The 16891-nt window shown below is 62.1% G+C and carries 17 protein-coding genes; 11 read left to right on the top strand and 6 right to left on the bottom strand.

Annotated features, from left to right (window positions below; all coding sequences use genetic code 11):
- Positions 1 to 13 precede the first annotated feature (13 nt).
- Entirely contained in the window at positions 14 to 1015 is a 1002-nt protein-coding gene (locus PAB09_RS10705; RefSeq protein ID WP_271033642.1) for an acyl-CoA thioesterase, read from the bottom strand.
- 68 nt (positions 1016 to 1083) lie between these two features.
- On the opposite strand from PAB09_RS10705, the gene PAB09_RS10700 reads away from it, so the two are divergent.
- From PAB09_RS10700 to purM, 4 genes are all read left to right on the top strand, one after another.
- Entirely contained in the window at positions 1084 to 1485 is a 402-nt protein-coding gene (locus tag PAB09_RS10700; RefSeq protein WP_271033641.1) for a sterol carrier family protein, read from the top strand.
- A 144-nt stretch (positions 1486 to 1629) separates the two neighbouring features.
- Complete coding sequence (locus PAB09_RS10695; protein WP_271033640.1) at positions 1630 to 2358, top strand: VIT1/CCC1 transporter family protein; 729 nt, start codon at positions 1630 to 1632, stop codon at positions 2356 to 2358.
- Between the two features lie 122 nt (positions 2359 to 2480).
- Positions 2481 to 4082 (top strand): amidophosphoribosyltransferase, encoded by a 1602-nt coding sequence (purF, locus tag PAB09_RS10690; RefSeq protein WP_271033639.1) that lies wholly within the window; start codon positions 2481 to 2483, stop codon positions 4080 to 4082.
- Between the two features lie 71 nt (positions 4083 to 4153).
- Positions 4154 to 5239 carry a phosphoribosylformylglycinamidine cyclo-ligase gene (gene purM / locus PAB09_RS10685; protein ID WP_271033638.1) on the top strand — a complete coding sequence of 362 codons (1086 nt, stop codon included), beginning with the start codon at positions 4154 to 4156 and terminating at the stop codon, positions 5237 to 5239.
- Between the two features lie 146 nt (positions 5240 to 5385).
- On the opposite strand, the gene PAB09_RS10680 is transcribed toward purM, so the two are convergent.
- Entirely contained in the window at positions 5386 to 5622 is a 237-nt protein-coding gene (locus tag PAB09_RS10680) for a DUF3073 domain-containing protein (RefSeq protein WP_271033637.1), read from the bottom strand.
- Positions 5623 to 5922: 300 nt separating this feature from the next.
- Positions 5923 to 6972, bottom strand: a complete 1050-nt coding sequence (gene ygfZ / locus PAB09_RS10675) for a CAF17-like 4Fe-4S cluster assembly/insertion protein YgfZ (RefSeq protein WP_442873753.1) — start codon at positions 6970 to 6972, stop codon at positions 5923 to 5925.
- A 118-nt stretch (positions 6973 to 7090) separates the two neighbouring features.
- Between ygfZ and PAB09_RS10670 the strand changes: the two genes are divergently transcribed.
- Positions 7091 to 8032, top strand: a complete 942-nt coding sequence (locus PAB09_RS10670; protein WP_271033636.1) for an aminodeoxychorismate lyase — start codon at positions 7091 to 7093, stop codon at positions 8030 to 8032.
- Positions 8033 to 8097: 65 nt separating this feature from the next.
- Here the strand turns inward: PAB09_RS10670 and PAB09_RS10665 are convergent, their stop codons facing one another.
- The gene (locus PAB09_RS10665) at positions 8098 to 8742 is read right to left on the bottom strand and encodes an FABP family protein (protein WP_271033635.1); all 645 of its coding nucleotides are present in this window, start codon (positions 8740 to 8742) and stop codon (positions 8098 to 8100) included.
- A gap of 76 nt (positions 8743 to 8818) precedes the next feature.
- Here PAB09_RS10665 and PAB09_RS10660 point away from each other — a divergent pair, with 76 nt between their 5' ends.
- A complete protein-coding gene (locus tag PAB09_RS10660; protein ID WP_271033634.1) occupies positions 8819 to 9889 on the top strand; it encodes a diacylglycerol/lipid kinase family protein in 1071 nt (356 codons plus the stop codon).
- 24 nt (positions 9890 to 9913) lie between these two features.
- On the opposite strand, the gene PAB09_RS10655 is transcribed toward PAB09_RS10660, so the two are convergent.
- Positions 9914 to 10684, bottom strand: coding sequence for an LmeA family phospholipid-binding protein (locus PAB09_RS10655; RefSeq protein ID WP_271033633.1), 771 nt, complete (start codon positions 10682 to 10684; stop codon positions 9914 to 9916).
- A gap of 106 nt (positions 10685 to 10790) precedes the next feature.
- Here PAB09_RS10655 and mshD point away from each other — a divergent pair, with 106 nt between their 5' ends.
- The 5 genes from mshD (at position 10791) to pstB (ending at position 15917) form a co-directional block, all read left to right on the top strand.
- The gene (mshD, locus tag PAB09_RS10650) at positions 10791 to 11675 is read left to right on the top strand and encodes a mycothiol synthase (RefSeq protein ID WP_271033632.1); all 885 of its coding nucleotides are present in this window, start codon (positions 10791 to 10793) and stop codon (positions 11673 to 11675) included.
- A 308-nt stretch (positions 11676 to 11983) separates the two neighbouring features.
- Positions 11984 to 13108, top strand: coding sequence for a phosphate ABC transporter substrate-binding protein PstS (pstS, locus tag PAB09_RS10645; protein WP_271033631.1), 1125 nt, complete (start codon positions 11984 to 11986; stop codon positions 13106 to 13108).
- A gap of 36 nt (positions 13109 to 13144) precedes the next feature.
- Positions 13145 to 14185, top strand: a complete 1041-nt coding sequence (gene pstC / locus PAB09_RS10640; protein WP_442873668.1) for a phosphate ABC transporter permease subunit PstC — start codon at positions 13145 to 13147, stop codon at positions 14183 to 14185.
- Between the two features lie 18 nt (positions 14186 to 14203).
- Positions 14204 to 15100 (top strand): phosphate ABC transporter permease PstA, encoded by an 897-nt coding sequence (gene pstA, locus PAB09_RS10635; RefSeq protein ID WP_271033630.1) that lies wholly within the window; start codon positions 14204 to 14206, stop codon positions 15098 to 15100.
- A gap of 43 nt (positions 15101 to 15143) precedes the next feature.
- Positions 15144 to 15917: a phosphate ABC transporter ATP-binding protein PstB gene (gene pstB / locus PAB09_RS10630; protein ID WP_271033629.1), complete on the top strand. Its 774-nt coding sequence runs from the start codon at positions 15144 to 15146 to the stop codon at positions 15915 to 15917.
- A gap of 229 nt (positions 15918 to 16146) precedes the next feature.
- Here the strand turns inward: pstB and PAB09_RS10625 are convergent, their stop codons facing one another.
- Positions 16147 to 16872, bottom strand: a complete 726-nt coding sequence (locus PAB09_RS10625) for a DsbA family oxidoreductase (protein ID WP_271033628.1) — start codon at positions 16870 to 16872, stop codon at positions 16147 to 16149.
- Positions 16873 to 16891: the final 19 nt, after the last annotated feature.

The following is a 16891-nucleotide window of genomic DNA, read 5'->3' as shown; positions in this document are numbered from 1 at the left end:
ACGCCCAGGGGTCCTAATTCACCCGCTGCGAGAGCCGATTGACGATCAAGGGCTTGGGCGAATACTTCGCGCGCAGGCCTCGCAGGGTCTGCGCGTGGCCGGAGAGGCGAATATCCTCCTCGGTGATCGGCTCGAATTGGCGGGCCGGCAATGGCTGGCCGTCGATGTCGACGGCGATGTAGGAAATGGTCGCGTGGATGGCGTCGGTAAGCGCGGTGCGCCCATTGCGGGGGTTTCCGGAACGCACATGCACCGACATCTGCATGCTGCGATCGTCGGTACGCATCATGCGCGCATCCACCTCGATCAAATCACCAATCTGAATCGGCTGATAGAAGCGAATCCCTCCCGCATACACCGCAACCGTGTGCTCGCCGGACCACTCCTGCGTACACGCCGCTGCGGCCTCGTCGATCCATTCCATGGCGGTGCCGCCGTGCACCTTGCCGCCCCAATTGACGTCCGTCGGCTTGGCTAGGAAGCGGGTAATCAGCCGTGGCGCGTTCGACGGCCCTGAGTAGGTCTGCTTGGCCATTTCCTCCTCGATGGCCGCGCGCAACTCAATGCGCGACATTGCCGCGGCCTCTAGGCGACGCTCCTCATCAGTGGACGGCACAAACTTAGGCACCGGCACCGGCCGACCGGTCTCAGTATCCTTGGCAACGAAAATAACCAGGCAATCGCAGGCTCGGGTGAACACGCCATCGCGCGGATCCGCCGAGAATACCTCGTTGACGATGTGCATGGAGGACCGACCCGTCATCGCAATCCTGGAGCGTACCTCCACCATGTGCCCCGAGGGGATCGGGCGGGTGAAATGAATATGGCCAACGTAGGCGGTGACGCAATATGTGCCCGACCACTGCACCGCGCAGCCGTAGGCGGCCTTATCAATCCACTCCAAAACGCGACCGCCGCCCACACCGTGGCTGCCCGCCAAAAGGACATCTGTGGGGGCGGCGAGGAAGCGGAGGGTAAGTTCAGGGGAGCGATTATTCAAGTTCGAGTCAACCATACGGGTAATGTACATCAACCCCGCGACACAATGTTTCCTAAAGCACTAGAGAAGGAAGAGTCGATCCCATGCCTGCTGTGAAAAAGGCCGATCCCGCCGACACTCGCCGAGCGCTCGCAGCCGTTGCCGCCTGGGCCAAAGACCCGGAACGCGAACTCAAACCCCCACGCAGCGTGCTTGCCGAGGCCGTCCGGCTCAGCGTGCGCACCCTTGGCCAGACCGCGCCGGGAAACTCGGTGGAGGTACGCGTGCCGCCCTATGCTGCCGTGCAATGCATCGAAGGCCCCAAGCACACCCGCGGTACCCCACCCAACGTTGTCGAATGTGATCCGCTTACCTGGTTGCGCCTAGCGCTGGGTTTGGAAACGCTCGCCGACAACCCGCGGGTATCTTCCTCTGGGACTCGGGCCAAAGAGGTGGCTAACTGGCTGCCGATTATTGGCTACCATAACCTTATAACCCCAGCTTAGGGTAGGTATTCATTGGGTGCGGTGCGGGAAGAAACGTGGCAGCATGGTGGTTGAAGCAGTTGTATGGTTTGTCATTAGCAAACCGATACACCCCGTTTTTGTTATCTCTTAGACCAAGTTGGGTCAGAAGGGAAGTCGGAAATCATGACCACACCACAATCACCGCATGGTGCCAACGCCGAGCCGCACCAAACTGAGGTCGGATCCAAGCTCAACTGGCTGCGGGCAGGCGTGCTCGGCGCCAACGACGGCATCGTTTCCGTGGCTGGTCTGCTCACGGGCGTCGCCGCCACGGGCGCAGGAGGGCGCGAGATTTTGGTCGCCGGTTCGGCCGCTTTGATCTCCGGTGCGGTGTCGATGGCACTCGGCGAGTACGTCTCCGTCTCCGCCCAGCGCGATACCGAGAAGATGCTGGTGGAAAAGGAGCGCTGGGAGCTCGAAAACCTCCCTGAGGAAGAACATGCCGAGCTGGTCCAGATTCTCATGGACAAAGGTATGGAAAAGGACACGGCCGAGGTCGCTGCCGTGCAGATGCATGAACACAACGCGTTGCGTGCCCACCTGCAGCTCGAGCTGGGCATGGATGAAGAAGACTTCACCAACCCCTGGGTTGCCGCAGGCGCCTCCGCGGTCGCGTTCACCATCGGTGCCCTGCTGCCGCTGATCGTCTCGCTCATCGTGCCCGATGGCTGGCGGGTTGCGGCCGTGCTCGTCTCGGCTTTGCTGGCGCTGTCGGTCACGGGAACGATCTCCGCGAAGTTTTCGGAAGCAAACAAGACCCGCTCGGTCATCCGCCTCGTCGTCGGCGGTGCCCTGGCGTTTGGCGTCACCTACGTCATTGGCGCGCTGTTGGGCACCACAGTGGCGGCCTAAGGTGAGTGCATGAGGCGTGGGGAGTCGATTCCCCGCGCCTTTTCTTTGCTTTCCGACGCCCAGCCAGCCGGCCTTGCTTTCGCTTCGTGGAAGTGCCAGCGTGCGGGGTGCTGCAGGGGCATATGCTGGTCAAAGCTTGTTCGGAACGCAGGCGAGATACTAGCATTAGGCAAGTGGCACACACTGAGCAGCCTGAATATCAAGTCCCTGTCCAACAAGCCCCCGGCACTGCATCCTTATTAGCCGGGGATCTCGATGACCTTGGGGAGCAAGCCCCCCGCGAGGAATGCGGTGTCTTTGGCGTGTGGGCGCCGGGCGAAGAAGTCTCAAAGCTGACGTACTTCGGTCTTTTCGCGCTCCAGCACCGTGGTCAGGAGGCCGCTGGCATCGCCGTCGGCGATGGGGACCAGATCGTCGTGTACAAAGACCTGGGTCTGGTTTCCCAGATCTTCGACGAACCCACCTTGGATTCCCTCAAAGGCGATGTGGCCATCGGCCACACCCGTTACTCCACGGCTGGCGGAGTGACCTGGGAGAACTCCCAGCCTATGTTCCGCGTGGCTCCGGATGGCACCGATGTTGCGTTGTGCCACAACGGAAACCTGGTCAACTATCTGGAGCTTCTTGATGAGGCCGCCGAGAAAGACCTTGTCAGCAAGGACAAGCACCCCTCTGACTCCGATGTGATGACGGCGCTGCTGGCCGAGAAGATCGCTGACGGCAAGACCCTTTTGGACTCCGCGCGCGAGGTGCTCCCGCACATCAAGGGTGCGTTCTGCCTCACCATCACCGACGGGCACACCCTGTATGCCGCCCGCGATCCTGAGGGGGTGCGCCCGCTGTGCCTCGGCCGCCTCGATCGCGGTTACGTGATCGCTTCCGAGACCTGCGCGCTCGACATCATCGGTGCTTCCTTCGTGCGTGAGATCATGCCGGGCGAGCTCGTCGCTATCGACGAGGCGGGCATCCGCTCCGAGCGTTTCGCCGAGCCGCGCCGCAAGGGGTGCGTGTTTGAGTACGTCTACCTCGCCCGCCCGGATTCCACCATCCGTGGCCGCAACGTCAACGCCACTCGCCTGGAGATTGGCCGCAGGCTCGCCCGCGAGTGGCCTGCGGACGGCGACCTCGTGATTCCGGTGCCTGAGTCCGGCAACCCCGCCGCAGTGGGATTTGCCCAGGAATCCGGCATCCCCTTCGGCCAGGGCTTGGTCAAAAATGCGTATGTGGGCCGTACCTTCATCCAGCCCTCCCAGACGCTGCGGCAGCTGGGCATTAGGCTCAAGCTCAACCCACTGCGCGAGGTTATTGCAGGCAAGAGCCTCGTGGTGGTGGATGACTCCATCGTGCGTGGCAATACCCAGCGTGCCTTGATCCGCATGCTTCGGGAGGCAGGTGCCGCCCAGGTTCACGTGCGCATCGCCTCGCCGCCGGTGAAGTGGCCGTGTTTCTACGGCATCGACTTCGCAAGCCCAGGTGAGTTGCTGGCCAACGCGGTGACCGGCAACAACGAGGAGGAGATGATCGCCTCCGTGTGTGCTGCCATCGGCGCGGATTCGCTGGGCTACGTCTCCACCCAGTCGATGATCGAGGCCACGGAGCAGCCTGCCGACGAACTATGTGCCGCCTGCTTCGACGGGGTCTACCCGCTGGGGCTGCCGAAGGGCAACCAGAACGCGGAGCTGGTTTCGGCTTTGCAGCGAGGCAACTGCGCTAGCATTGACTAGCATTCAACAGGCAGCACGATAAACACTTACTCTGATACCCATTTCAATAAAAGGACTGTAGGGCCTAAGGCATGACGACCCCAGACAACACCTCATCGACTGATTCGACCGTTTCCTACGCCGCCGCTGGCGTGGACATCGAGGCCGGCGACAAGGCCGTGGAGCTTTTCGCCCCGCTGGCAAAGAAGGCCACCCGCCCCGAGGTTCGCGGCGGTCTCGGTGGGTTCGCCGGGCTTTTCGCGCTTGGCAAGTACCGCGAGCCGCTCCTGGCCGCCGGTTCCGACGGCGTGGGCACCAAGCTCGCGGTGGCTCAGGCCATGGACAAGCACGACACCATCGGCATCGATCTCGTGGCCATGTGCGTCGATGACCTCGTCGTGTGCGGCGCCGAGCCTCTGTTCTTGCAGGACTACATCGCCATCGGCAAGGTCGTGCCCGAGCATGTTGCCCAGATCGTCTCCGGCATCGCCGAGGGTTGCATCCAGGCCGGCTGCGCGCTGCTCGGTGGCGAGACCGCCGAGCACCCGGGCGTGATGGAGCCGGGCGACTATGACGTCTCCGCCACCGCGGTCGGCGTGGTCGAGGCCGACGAGCTGCTCGGCCCGGATTTGGTGCGCTCGGGTGACGTGGTCATCGCCATGGCATCGTCCGGCCTGCACTCTAACGGTTATTCCCTGGCCCGCCACGTGCTGCTGGAAAAGGCTGGCATGCCGCTGGACGGCCATGTCGAGGAGCTCGGCCGCACCCTCGGCGAGGAGATGCTCGAGCCGACCCGCATCTACGCCAAGGATTGCCTCGCGCTTGCCGACGAGTGTGAGGTCCACACCTTCTGCCACGTCACCGGCGGTGGCCTGGCTGGCAACCTTGCCCGAGTCATCCCCGAAGGCCTGGTTGCCGAGCTGTCCCGCGCGACCTGGACCCCGGGCGAGATCTTCCGCCTCATCGAGACCGTGGGCAAGGTTCCCCAGGTTGAGATGGAAAAGACCTTTAACATGGGCGTCGGCATGGTTGCCGTCGTTGCCCCGAAGGATCGCGATCGTGCCTTGGCCATGCTCACCGCCCGCCACATCGACGCGTGGGAGCTAGGCACCGTGCGCACCGCCACCGAGGAGGATACCGCCTCGGTGATCCTCAACGATGCGCACCCGGGCTACTAATCGCCACCTCGAGAAATAGAAAAGTGGCCGCGCCCTTCCCGCAGGAGGGGCGCGGCCTTTAAGCTTCACAGTAGAAACGAAAAAGCGAGGATCCGCGCGGGATCCTCGCTGCAATCGTTTCAACTACTGATGGCTGCGGCTCATGCCTACTTGCGGTTTCCCGCCTGCCCCTCATCGTAGGAATCCTCTTCGTCCTCGATCCATTCGGCGTACTCGGCGTACTGATCATCGACGGGGAGGTCGTCATAGTCCTGGCTGTTGCTGTGGCTCGGGGACTTTCCCGCCAGCTCACGCTGCAAAGAATCCAGATCCATGTTCGGAGTGTTGTACTTCAGCTGGCGTGCAACCTTGGTCTGTTTTGCCTTCGCGCGACCGCGACCCATGGCATGACCCCCTTGGAGTGTGCGGAGCGATCCTGGGAATTCGGATACCCCGTGTGCTTCTAATCAATATATTCCTGTTAGACACAATAGCCCGAATAAGGCCGATTTGTCGCACCGGTGGGTTGACCTCGGCGAATTTTTCTTCGCGCCGGTCGTTTTTTACCCAAGTGGGCGCACAAGTTGCGCATCTACTCTCACACACTACCGTGGGGATTTCATGGGTTCCACCCACCAACTGCCCGCTCATGCCCGCTGTTGTAACCCAACGGAGTTGTCACCCCCAAAGGTGGGTCGGCGCTATCAGATGCCGCGCAATTTGTTAATCGCGGCCCGGCCGGGTCGCTCGCCCCCATCGGAGGGCAGGGAATCCTTATCGATCGCCAACGCAGCCTGCCCCGCGACAAGCTGGCTCGAGCCCAAGGCCGAACGCTTGATCAACGCGAGCCCGATCGGCCCATACTCATAGTCATCGACGACGGTGCCGAGCCTGCCGACGACCCTCCCGCCCGATTCGATGGCGTCTCCTGACCGTGGCTGGTCCGGCGCGGAGCCGTCGATGTGGACTAAGACCAACACCCGCGGTGAGCGCCCGAGGTTATCAACCCGGGCGACGGTTTCCTGGCCGCGGTAGCAGCCCTTGTGCAGGTGAACCGCAGCGGGTATAAAAAAGGCTGCCTCGTGTGGGATCGACTTATCATCCAGGTCCAGCGATGCCTCCGGTTCGAGGGCGCGCACGCGAGCTGCCGTATATGCCATCAGCCCCACGGGCGCGACCCCCTGGGCCACAAGCGCGCTGGCGACGTAGGAAAGCATCTCGCGGGAGACGATGAGCTCCCTGCGGGCAAGACCAACGCTGGCCTGCCTGCTAAAAACTACGCCAGCTGGGTTTATTACGGCGTCGCGCTCGGGGCCTATCAGGGCAATGATCGCCAGCTCGGGGTCGGAAATGACCACCTGCGACCAGAAGACCATCTTGTGGAGATACTCCCGCAGGCTATCGATGCGATCTGCGGTGGTGTCGAGATAAAACGCATCGCCGATACGACTTACCTGCATTTGGTGCAGGACATGTCCCTGGCCGTCGAGGTCGAGCGCCTGGCCGAAGAATCCATCGGGTGCGTCATCGAGCTTTTGGGACAAAAGGTTATTGAGAAAAGTAGCCGCATCGGCGCCTTCTACCTTGATCAAACGGCGGTGGCTGAGATCCACCATGCCACAGCCGGACTCAAAGAAACGCTGCTCACTCAGCGGGTTCCCATAGTGCCACGCTACTCCGGCCAAGGCCGTGGGCACTGGGTGGGCGCCCTCGCGCTCTGGATCTTGGAGCGGGGCGGCACCAGGTAGCCCCAAGAGCGGGGAGGCGTACATCGGTGCAGGCTCCTGGGAGTCATCGGAAGGAGTTGATTGCGGGGAGGAATTGTTCACAAGCTCCGATGGTAGCGCGAAATAGCGGGCATAATTGATTGATATGGCGCCGATCTATCCCGGACAAAAAGTAGAACCCATCATCCTCGCAGTTGAGCCCTTTGGCGGCTCGGTCCGCAACCACCGGCCGCAGCTCCCGCTGGTCTTCTTCGACGACGCGGCGGTGACCCGAGGCGATGGCGTCTTCGAAACGCTGTTGCTCCACGGCGACCACGCGTGCAACCTCGAGCGTCATGCCAAGCGCTTCCAGGCCTCCGCGCGCCTGCTCGACCTCCCGGAACCCAACGTTGACTATTGGATCTCCGCCACCCATGAGGCACTAGCCCAGTGGCGCGAGCGCAGCGACGCCGACGCGAAGTGTTCCTGGACCTATACCCGCGGCCGCGCCTCCACGGGGATCCCCACCGCATGGATCACGGTCCAAGCCATCGGCGACTCGGTGCTCGAGCAGCGGGCTAACGGCGTGAAGGTGATGACCAGCCCGCGCGGCTACTCCATAGACCGCATTACCACCACTCACGCCGACGATGCCGGCAACCTCGTTGCCGAGTCCTCACCCGTGGCGCCGTGGCTGGTGGTCGGCGCTAAGACCTTAAGCTACGCGGCGAACATGGCGGCGCTGCGCTGGGCCCGCGGGCACGGCTTCGACGACGTCATCTACGTCGACGGGGACAAGGTTCTCGAGGGCGCTACCTCCACCGTGGTCACCGTGCGCGGGGACAAGCTGCGCACGCCCATCCCCGGTGGTGACATCCTGCCCGGTACCACCCAGGCGGCGCTTTTCGAGCACGCCACCGCGAGGGGGTGGCGCTGCAAGGCCAAGGAGCTTTCTGTCGCCGACCTTGTGCGCGCGGACTCGGTGTGGCTCGTCTCCAGCGTGCGCATCGCGGCGCGGGTGCGCCGCATCGACGACACGAAGCTCGAGCGCCCTGACAACGAGGAGGAGATCAAGGAGCTGATCATGGGCGCGCTGGGCGCGAATTAGGCCGCATACTTTAGCCGTCGGCAAGCAAAAGAAAAACCGGACGCACAAGGCATCCGGTTATGCATTTAGCCGATCACGCGGGAAAGCTCGGCGGACATGCGCGGGCGCAGCTCGCCGTCGACGAGGCGTTCATCGACCCAACCCAAGTTGTTGTTGGGCATCAGGCCATACAGGCGTTTGGCGGGGCCGAGATCTGCCGGGCCGGTCTCGGTGACCATCGTGGACGCGGCCTCGATCTCCCATGCGCGCTCATTGACCGGCTGTCCGTAGAAGATTTCCACCACGCCGGTGGAGTGGCTCACGACCACCTCGATCTCGTCTTTGAGGCTAATGCGCCAGAAACCGGACTCGCGTACATCCAGCCCGGCTGGCTCGCCATCCTCTCCGATCTTCCAGATCCGCGACTCGTAGGTAAGGTAATTCTCGCCGTCGTGGGCGAAGGTGATTTGCTGGCCGAAGTTGTACTGGCCTTCATCCGAGCCCACAGCCTGGCCGGTGCCGCGCCACACGCCGACCAGCGGCAGCAGCGCGAGCAGCCCATCGTGCAGATTCGGACCCTCGCGCAGGTTGGCGGTGTCATCCGGGATGGGCAGATCGCCCAGGCCGGGGATGTTGCGGTGGGCGGTGTCCTTCCACTGCTGCGCGGCGCGGTTGACGGCCTCGCTGCCCGCAAGCGATACCTTGGGGGTTTCTGGTTGCTTGTCACTCATGTCTCCCACACTACCAACGGGGCAACAAGCGGCGCGCCGGGTGGTTTCCCTGCGCGCGCTGCCCTAAGGTGACACCATGCGCGCAGTGCTCATTGTCAATCCGAATTCCACCAGCCAGACCCCGGCGTTGTTTAGTCGGGTGATCCCGCGTCTGCGAAAGGTGCCCGGATTGCAGTTGGTTGCGCTATTCACGCATTACGCGGGGCATGCTCGTGACATCTGCGCCATGCTTGCCGACGGCTACGATTTCGAGTCCAACGGCACTCGCCAGCCGGTAGATGTGGTCATTGCCGTCGGCGGCGACGGCACCGTCAACGAGGTCATCAATGGCTTGCTCGGCGACTCCGGCAAGCCGGTGGAACAGCTGGGGAAGCGACCCCGGCTGGCGGTGATTCCCACCGGTTCGGCGAATGTGTTCGCCCGTGCACTCGGCTTCCCAGCGGAACCGATCCACGCCACCGAGGTCCTCGCGGAAACCATCGCTGCCGAGGAATACCGCACCATTGACCTAGGAACCTGGGACGACAAGTGGTTTGCCGTCAACGCCGGTTTTGGCATCGACGCCGAGGTGATCGCCGGCGTCGAGCGCGCCCGACGCCGCGGTTTTGCGGCCACCCCGCTGCGCTACCTGCGCGTGGCCCTGCATGCTTGGCGCCTTACGCGCAAGTATCCGCCGCGCATCGACGTCACCGCCAGCGACCGCAACGGCAATGATTTCCGGCGCACGGCGCTGCCTTTGTGCGTAGCCTCCAACACCAACCCCTGGACTTTCCTCGGACCGCTGCCGGTGGTCACCAATCCGCGCAACTCCTTCGACTTAGGATTGGGCCTGTTTGCGCTCTCCTCCCTCGACGGCATCGGGGGTGCGCTGTCGATGATGCACCTGGTTGGCCTCGGTAAGCGCCCCTGGGTCCAACACCTCGTGGACCGGCGTACCCTCACCTTCGACGACGCCATGCAGGTCGAACTCGACTGCCACGAACCACGGCGCTTCCAGGTCGATGGGGAATACGTGGGCACTCTCAGCTCGGTGACGCTGGGGGCGGTGCCCAAGGCCATCGAGGTCTACGCGCCCGAGCGCACGATCAAGCCCACACCGATCTCTACCCTGCGGTGGATTGTGGGATTCTTCGACATTCGAATCTAACTGCCCGTTGAATTTCTTGGCTCCCTAATCTATGGCAACGGCCGCCGGCGCGGCAACGATCGGGGACAGGTCGCCCATGTGCACGGTGACATTGCGTTCTTGGGACTGGAAATAAATGGTGCCGCCGGTCAAGAAGACGTAGCTGGCCTGCGCGCCCATAGGCAAGGTATTGGTATCGAATTGCAGATCGAAGGCATCGAAGATGTCCTCCGTGCGCTCGGCAGGGCCGTCGACAAGCTCCGTGGGGGTCATCTGGAACATCGGCCCTTTCAGCCGCAGCTTGACCCGGACTGCAACCGGCTCGTCAAAGCCCTCCGGGGTCCCCATCAGCTGCGCCTCACTGACATTGCCGCCGGCGGGGGAGATGTCATAGGGGTTGGATACGTCCAGATCGGTAATGCCCAAAAGGTGGCCGATGGACACCCCGTCGAGCCCGACGTTGCGGGAGATCAGCTGCGCCTGGGCGCCTTCGAGCTGTCCGCTGGCAATCTGCTCACTGGTGACGGTGACCTTGGTCAGCGCGGTGGTGGTGCGCACGAGGCCGAAGGTGGGCACCGTAATATCGGAAATTCCCACCGTTAATTCCTTATAGGTGTGATTGCCGTAGGCCAAAAGAAACGGGAACCCGATGATATTGACGTTCGGGGTGGTATCCAGGCGCGCCTGCTCGCGCACCTGCTGCGAGATCGCGTTCTCGGCGCGCGCGGCCGCGGAGGTATCCACCAGCCACCCGGCACCGCCGAGCAGTGCGAGGCTGGAGACCGCAGAGATAAGGCCACGTTGCGCTTTGTTCACCTTTCCATTCTTACCAGTCGCGCAAGGAATAATCGCTTTGCCCACCAACGCTATGCAATGTTGGTAAGAATAGGAAGAAAAACGTGGAAAGGAAGGCAGCACCGACATGTCTGCTCCATCGCTTTACGACGAAGCCAGCGTCCGTACCGGCATTGACCCCGCGGCCGCGCACGCTATCGCATCGCGCGCTGAAAATGCCGACGGCGTCCCCGCCATCTCCGAACAGTTCCTCTTGGGCTTGGACGACCCACATTTCGGGCACACCCATTTTGGCGTGTACCTAGGCGATCAACTGGCCGGATTTGCCGCCGTCGACGGCGATAGCGTGGAGTTGGTGGTCGATCCCTCCCACCGCCGCCACGGGCTTGGCTCCAAGCTTATTGACGCCGCCACCGCCCACGGTGTCACCAAGATCTGGGCCCACGGCGACCTGCCAGGCGCCCAACACATAGGCGCGACCCACCACATGGTGGTAACCCGCACCCTGCTGGTCATGGGCTCCGACGACATTGACGTCTCCGTGGTGGTTCCCGAAGGCTTTACAATCATGAACCTTACCCAAGCCCGCGCCGAGCTAGACGACGCCGACGGCCAGTGGCTCAAGGCCAACAACCAGGCCTTTTCCTGGCATCCGGAGCAAGGTGGCTGGGACCTCGATCGCTTGGCGCGCGCCCAAAAGACCACGTGGTTTCGCCCTGAGGACGTCCTTTTCCTCGTCCACGACGGGGATATTACGGGCTTCCACTGGCTCAAGCGCCACAGCGAGACCCTAGGGGAAATCTACGTGGTGGGGCTCGCCCGGGATTTCCGCGGCAAGGGGCTCGGCGATCCGCTGGTGCGCGCTGGCCTCAAGCACTTGCACGATCTGGGCATGAACCGCGCCATTTTATATGTGGAGGCCGATAACAAGCCCGCAGTCAATGCCTATACCGCTTTGGGCTTTCAGGTGCACGAGCGCCATGTGGTCTATGAACCACAAGGCGAGCTGTAAATAGTGAGGTGATAGGGGTAGATGCGGGGGAAAGCGCAAGCGGAGAAAGGGGGCTGTCACTCGGTAATGAAACCACAGTGAACAGCCCCGATTTGTCTGCATTCCACGAAAAGCAGACCGTTAAACGGACATTTTTCCCGTGTCGTTCCAAGGTTTTCCAAGAACTCAAATGTTGTTCATGCACCGTTAACCGTTTGGGCTATAACTGGTCACCAAGTCACCTTAGGTTGTCTCCTGTGAATGACTGTGTGTCATTCCTCCAAGGACTTGCCTGAAAAATTGGGCACAACCATCTTGAAAGGTTTCCCGTGAACTCTAAGCTCAAGCGCTCCCTGTTTGCCCTCACCGCAGTCTCCGCACTGGCTCTTACCGCCTGCTCTGAGACCGGCAACAACGCTTCCTCCGGTTCTTCCGACTCCGCTTCCGCTTCCGCAGACGGCCTGTCCGGCACCACCGGCCAGCTGGTCGCTGAGGGCGCTTCCTCCCAGCAGAAGGCTATGGACTACTTCGGTGTCCAGTACCAGGCTGCAGTTCCAGGTGCTAACTTGGCTTACAACCCGACCGGTTCCGGTTCCGGCCAGGAGCAGTTCATCAACGGCCAGGTCATGTTCGCCGGTTCTGACTCCGCCCTGAAGGAGGACCAGGTCACCAAGGCTGCCGAGCGCTGTGGCGGTGCTGACGCATGGCACCTGCCTTTCGTCATCGGCCCAGTTGCCATCGCTTACAACCTCGAGGGCGTTGACACCCTGAACCTGTCCACCGCCACCGTTGCCAAGATCTTCAAGGGCGACATCACCAAGTGGAACGCCGACGAGATCAAGGCTGAGAACGAGGGCATTGAGCTGCCAGACACCGACATCAAGGTCGTCTACCGCTCCGACGAGTCCGGTACCTCCGACAACTTCCAGAAGTTCTTGAAGGCCGCCACCGGCGACTGGGAGGGCGAGGGCAAGGCATTCCCGAACACCGTCGGTGCCGGCGCTAACGGCTCTTCCGGTGTCGCCAACGAGGTTGAGGCCACCAACGGTGCCATCACCTACGTCGAGGCTGGCTTCGCTCAGGAGAAGGGGCTTGGCATCGCCAACCTCGACTTCGGCGCGGGCGCGGTTGAGCTCAATGCCGAGACCGTCGGCAAGGCCATCGACGGCATGGAGTTCAAGACCACCGGCAACGACATGGTCGTTGACTCCGACAAGCTGTTCGCTACCAACTCCGAGGGTGCATACCCGCTGGTTTTGACCACCTACGAGATCGTCTGCTCCGACTACTCCGGCACCAGCGACGCCGAGGGCACCGCTGACATGGTCAAGGACTTCCTGACCGTGGCACTGGACAGCCAGGATTCCGAGCTCGAGTCCCTGGGCTTCATCCCAGTGGCGAAGGACTCCACTCACGGCAAGCGTCTGGCTGACGCCATCGCCGCCATCAAGTAACACCTTCACCTTCCTTACAACCGCAAGGATTTCCTCATGAACATGTCCACCAGGGATCGCCTTGATAGCAAGGCGGACCAGGCCTCCGGAACTAAGGAGGGCGCCGCTAACACCGCTGCGCCAGCCCTGGCTTCGGGCGCCGGTGCCGTCAAGCGACCGGGCGACCGAATCTTTGAGTTCCTATCAACGGCATCCGCCACCATCATCACGGTACTCATCGCCGCCATTGGTGCCTTCCTCCTCTGGCGCGCTGTCCCGTCGTTGATGCGCAACGAAGGTGGCCTCGTCGGCTTCTTCACCTACCGCGATGCTTGGGATCTCTCCAACCTGGATTCGATGAAGTTCGGTATTCCGAACCTCTTCGCAGTCACCGTGTTGATTTCGGTCCTGGCACTGGTGATTGCCATGCCTATTGCGCTCGGCGTGGCCATCTTCCTGACCAACTACGCGCCCAAGAAGGCTGTCAAGCCTCTTGGATTCCTGGTGGACATGCTTGCGGCTGTGCCTTCCATCGTCTATGGCCTGTGGGGTTGGCAGGTGCTCGGCCCCTTCCTCTCCGGCTTCTTCAAGTGGATCAATTCCTGGGGCGGCGGCTTCCCGCTGTTTGCCACCTATTCGAACTCTCCGTCGTTCGACACCGCACGTAACATCATGACCGGTGGCGTGCTGCTGGCCATCATGATCTTGCCGATCATCGCCGCAACCGCCCGCGAGGTCTTCGTTCAAACCCCGCCCGGCCACATCGAATCCGCCTTGGCGCTGGGTGCGACCCGCTGGGAAGTGGTGCGCATGACCGTGCTCCCATTCGGTATGTCGGGCTTCATCTCCGGCTCCATGCTCGGCCTCGGCCGCGCGCTCGGTGAGACGATGGCTTTGTACATGGTCGTTTCCCCGTCCTCGGCCTTCCGCTTCTCGCTTTTCGACGGCGGTACGACGTTCGCAACCGCCATTGCCAACGCTGCACCTGAGTTCAACAGCGACATCAAGGCCGGTGCTTACATCGCCGCAGGCCTCGTGTTGTTCGCCTTGACCTTCATCGTCAACGCATTCGCTCGATCCTTGGTTTCCAAGAAGTAGCAAGTAGGGGAAAGACACATGACTAATCAACTTGCTACGAAGCAGACATTCTCGGACATCGCAACGGGCCGCAAGGTCACCGACAAAGTGATGACCGTCCTCATTTACACCACGATGGTCCTAGCGCTCATCCCGTTGGTGTGGGTTCTGGTTGACCTTGTCACCCGTGGCCTTGGCCCAGTGCTCAGCGCCGATTGGTGGGGTAGTTCCCAGCTTGGCATCATGTACACCAAGCCGGGCGGCGGCGCGCTCCACGCCATCATCGGCACCTTGGTCCAGGTGGGCATCGCGTCCATCGTGTCGATCCCGATCGGCATCTTCACCGCCGTCTACCTCGTCGAATATGACCGTGGCGGCAGGCTCGGGCGCGTGACCACCTTCATGGTCGACATCCTCTCCGGTGTTCCATCTATCGTCGCCGCGCTGTTCGTCTACTCCATGTGGATCGTGCTGCTCGGATTCGAACGCTCCGGTATGGCCGTGGCCATCTCCCTGGTGCTACTCATGATCCCCGTGGTGGTGCGTAACACCGAGGAAATGCTGCGAGTAGTCCCCATGGACCTGCGCGAAGCCTCCTATGCCTTGGGCGTGCCGAAGTGGAAGACCATCGCGAAGATCGTTTTACCGACCGCCCTTTCCGGTATCGTCACCGGCATCATGCTCGCCGTCGCCCGCGTGATGGGCGAGTCCGCACCGGTGCTCATCCTCGTGGGTTCGACCCAGGCCATCAACTGGGACGCCTTCCACGGCCCGCAGTCTTCGCTGCCGCTGATGATGCTCGATATGTACAAGGCCGGTACGTCCGATGCCGTGTTGGACAAGCTGTGGGGCGCCGCCTTCACTTTGGTGTTCATCATCGCAATCCTCAACATCGCAGCTCGCTTCATTTCCGCTAAGTTCTCCGTCAAGCAGTAACAGCTTCGGCGCTTTCACAAGAGAAAATTCCCTGGAGTACAACGTGTCTAAGCTCGTTCTCGACGACGTCAACATCTACTACGGCGACTTCCATGCCGTGCAAAAAGTCAACCTCGACATCCCCGCGAAGGCCGTCACCGCCTTCATCGGCCCGTCCGGCTGCGGCAAGTCCACCGTGCTGCGTTCCATCAACCGCATGCACGAGGTCATCCCGGGTGCCTACGTCAAGGGCAAGATTCTCCTGGATGGCCAGGACATCTACGCACCCAAGGTTGACCCGGTTTCCGTGCGCAACACCATCGGCATGGTGTTCCAGAAGCCAAACCCATTCCCGACCATGTCGATCGAGGAAAATGTGGTTGCTGGTCTGAAGCTGGCCGGTGAAAAGAACAAGAAGAAGTTGCGCGAGGTGGCAGAGAAGTCCCTGCGCGGCGCCAACCTCTGGGATGAGGTCAAGGACCGCCTCGACAAGCCGGGCGGGGGCCTGTCCGGCGGTCAGCAGCAGCGCTTGTGTATCGCGCGCGCCATCGCCGTCGAGCCGGAGGTTCTCCTCATGGACGAGCCGTGCTCGGCCCTCGACCCGATCTCGACTTTGGCGGTGGAGGACCTAATCCACGAGCTGAAGGAAGAGTTCACCATCGTCATCGTGACGCACAACATGCAGCAGGCAGCCCGCGTGTCCGACCAGACGGCCTTCTACTCCCTCGAGGCCACCGGCAAGCCCGGCCGCCTCGTTGAGGTAGGCCCGACCAAGAAGATCTTCGAGAATCCTGACCAGAAGGAGACCGAGGACTACATCTCCGGTCGCTTCGGATAGAAACCACGAGGCCCCCCAGGGGGCCTTGTGGTTTGGTGAGAATCTTCTTCGTGATGAGGTCGCAGCACAGCTTCCCAGTGGTGGGGCCATGGTAGACCGTGGCGAGGGGTCGTGTTGTTTAATCAAAACGGCCAAGCGATATCCGATGCGATTCCTGCCCACACCAGATCGCCAACGGCATGACGGACAATCTGTGGATGCCCCCCCGCTTGGCTAACGAATGCTCAAATTAGCAGCCCTCGGGACCGCAGGAGGGCGCATTATTGTCCTGCCCGCCAAGGTCGACGAAGGCCGGCGCCTGGGGTTGCGGGTGGGTTGCCTCCCAAACGGTGTGAAGCCCCTGAACAAAAGCCTCCACAGGCTGCGCACCGCTGATGGCCCATTTTTCTTCAAACAGGAAGAAGGGAACCCCGCTGATGCCCAGTTGGTGGGCTTGAGCCTCGTCTGCGCGGACCTCCTCGGTGTAATCGCTTCCAGTCAGCACGCGGTCGACGTCCGCGGCGGAAAGACCGGCGTCGATGGCGACCGTGCGTAGCTCGGCATCAGTACCGATGGCAACCCCGTCGGTGAAGTAGGCCTTGATGAGTGCCTTCGCCACAACGTCGGCAAGCGCGCCACCGCCGGTTGCGGCGGCGAGGTGGATGAGGCGATGGGCGTTGAAGGTATTGCCCGGCTTGGCCTCCCGCCAGTTGAATTCGAGGCCAACGGCTGCCGCGCGGCGGGCGATGTCCACCTGCGAAGCCTCGGCCTGCGCGGGGGTTGCGCCATACTTGTGGGCGACCATCTCCACCAGCGACTGGGTGGAGATGGTAGGTGCGTTGGGGTCGAGTTCGAAGCTGTGCCAAACGATCTCGGCCTCGTCGCGGTGGGGGAATTGCTCGAGGGCGAGCTCGAGGTGGCGCTTGCCGATCAGGCAAAAGGGGCAAACAACGTCGGACCAAAGATCAATTCGCATGAGGGGTTCAACGCCGCCT

Source organism: Corynebacterium sp. SCR221107 (assembly GCF_027886475.1).
Taxonomy (GTDB): domain Bacteria; phylum Actinomycetota; class Actinomycetes; order Mycobacteriales; family Mycobacteriaceae; genus Corynebacterium.
The sequence above is the reverse complement of the archived record's forward strand: the minus strand, read 5'-3'. Positions and strand labels throughout refer to the sequence as shown.

Excerpts from the sequence above, each read along its gene's own strand:
- PAB09_RS10705 (WP_271033642.1), bottom strand. The coding sequence starts at position 1,015 with ATGGTTGACTCGAACTTGAATAATCGCTCCCCTGAACTTACCCTCCGC.
- PAB09_RS10700 (WP_271033641.1), top strand. The coding sequence starts at position 1,084 with ATGCCTGCTGTGAAAAAGGCCGATCCCGCCGACACTCGCCGAGCGCTC.
- PAB09_RS10695 (WP_271033640.1), top strand. The coding sequence starts at position 1,630 with ATGACCACACCACAATCACCGCATGGTGCCAACGCCGAGCCGCACCAA.
- purF (WP_271033639.1), top strand. The coding sequence starts at position 2,481 with ATGCTGGTCAAAGCTTGTTCGGAACGCAGGCGAGATACTAGCATTAGG.
- purM (WP_271033638.1), top strand. The coding sequence starts at position 4,154 with ATGACGACCCCAGACAACACCTCATCGACTGATTCGACCGTTTCCTAC.
- PAB09_RS10680 (WP_271033637.1), bottom strand. The coding sequence starts at position 5,622 with ATGGGTCGCGGTCGCGCGAAGGCAAAACAGACCAAGGTTGCACGCCAG.
- PAB09_RS10670 (WP_271033636.1), top strand. The coding sequence starts at position 7,091 with ATGGCGCCGATCTATCCCGGACAAAAAGTAGAACCCATCATCCTCGCA.
- PAB09_RS10665 (WP_271033635.1), bottom strand. The coding sequence starts at position 8,742 with ATGAGTGACAAGCAACCAGAAACCCCCAAGGTATCGCTTGCGGGCAGC.
- PAB09_RS10660 (WP_271033634.1), top strand. The coding sequence starts at position 8,819 with ATGCGCGCAGTGCTCATTGTCAATCCGAATTCCACCAGCCAGACCCCG.
- mshD (WP_271033632.1), top strand. The coding sequence starts at position 10,791 with ATGTCTGCTCCATCGCTTTACGACGAAGCCAGCGTCCGTACCGGCATT.
- pstC (WP_442873668.1), top strand. The coding sequence starts at position 13,145 with ATGAACATGTCCACCAGGGATCGCCTTGATAGCAAGGCGGACCAGGCC.
- pstA (WP_271033630.1), top strand. The coding sequence starts at position 14,204 with ATGACTAATCAACTTGCTACGAAGCAGACATTCTCGGACATCGCAACG.
- PAB09_RS10625 (WP_271033628.1), bottom strand. The coding sequence starts at position 16,872 with ATGCGAATTGATCTTTGGTCCGACGTTGTTTGCCCCTTTTGCCTGATC.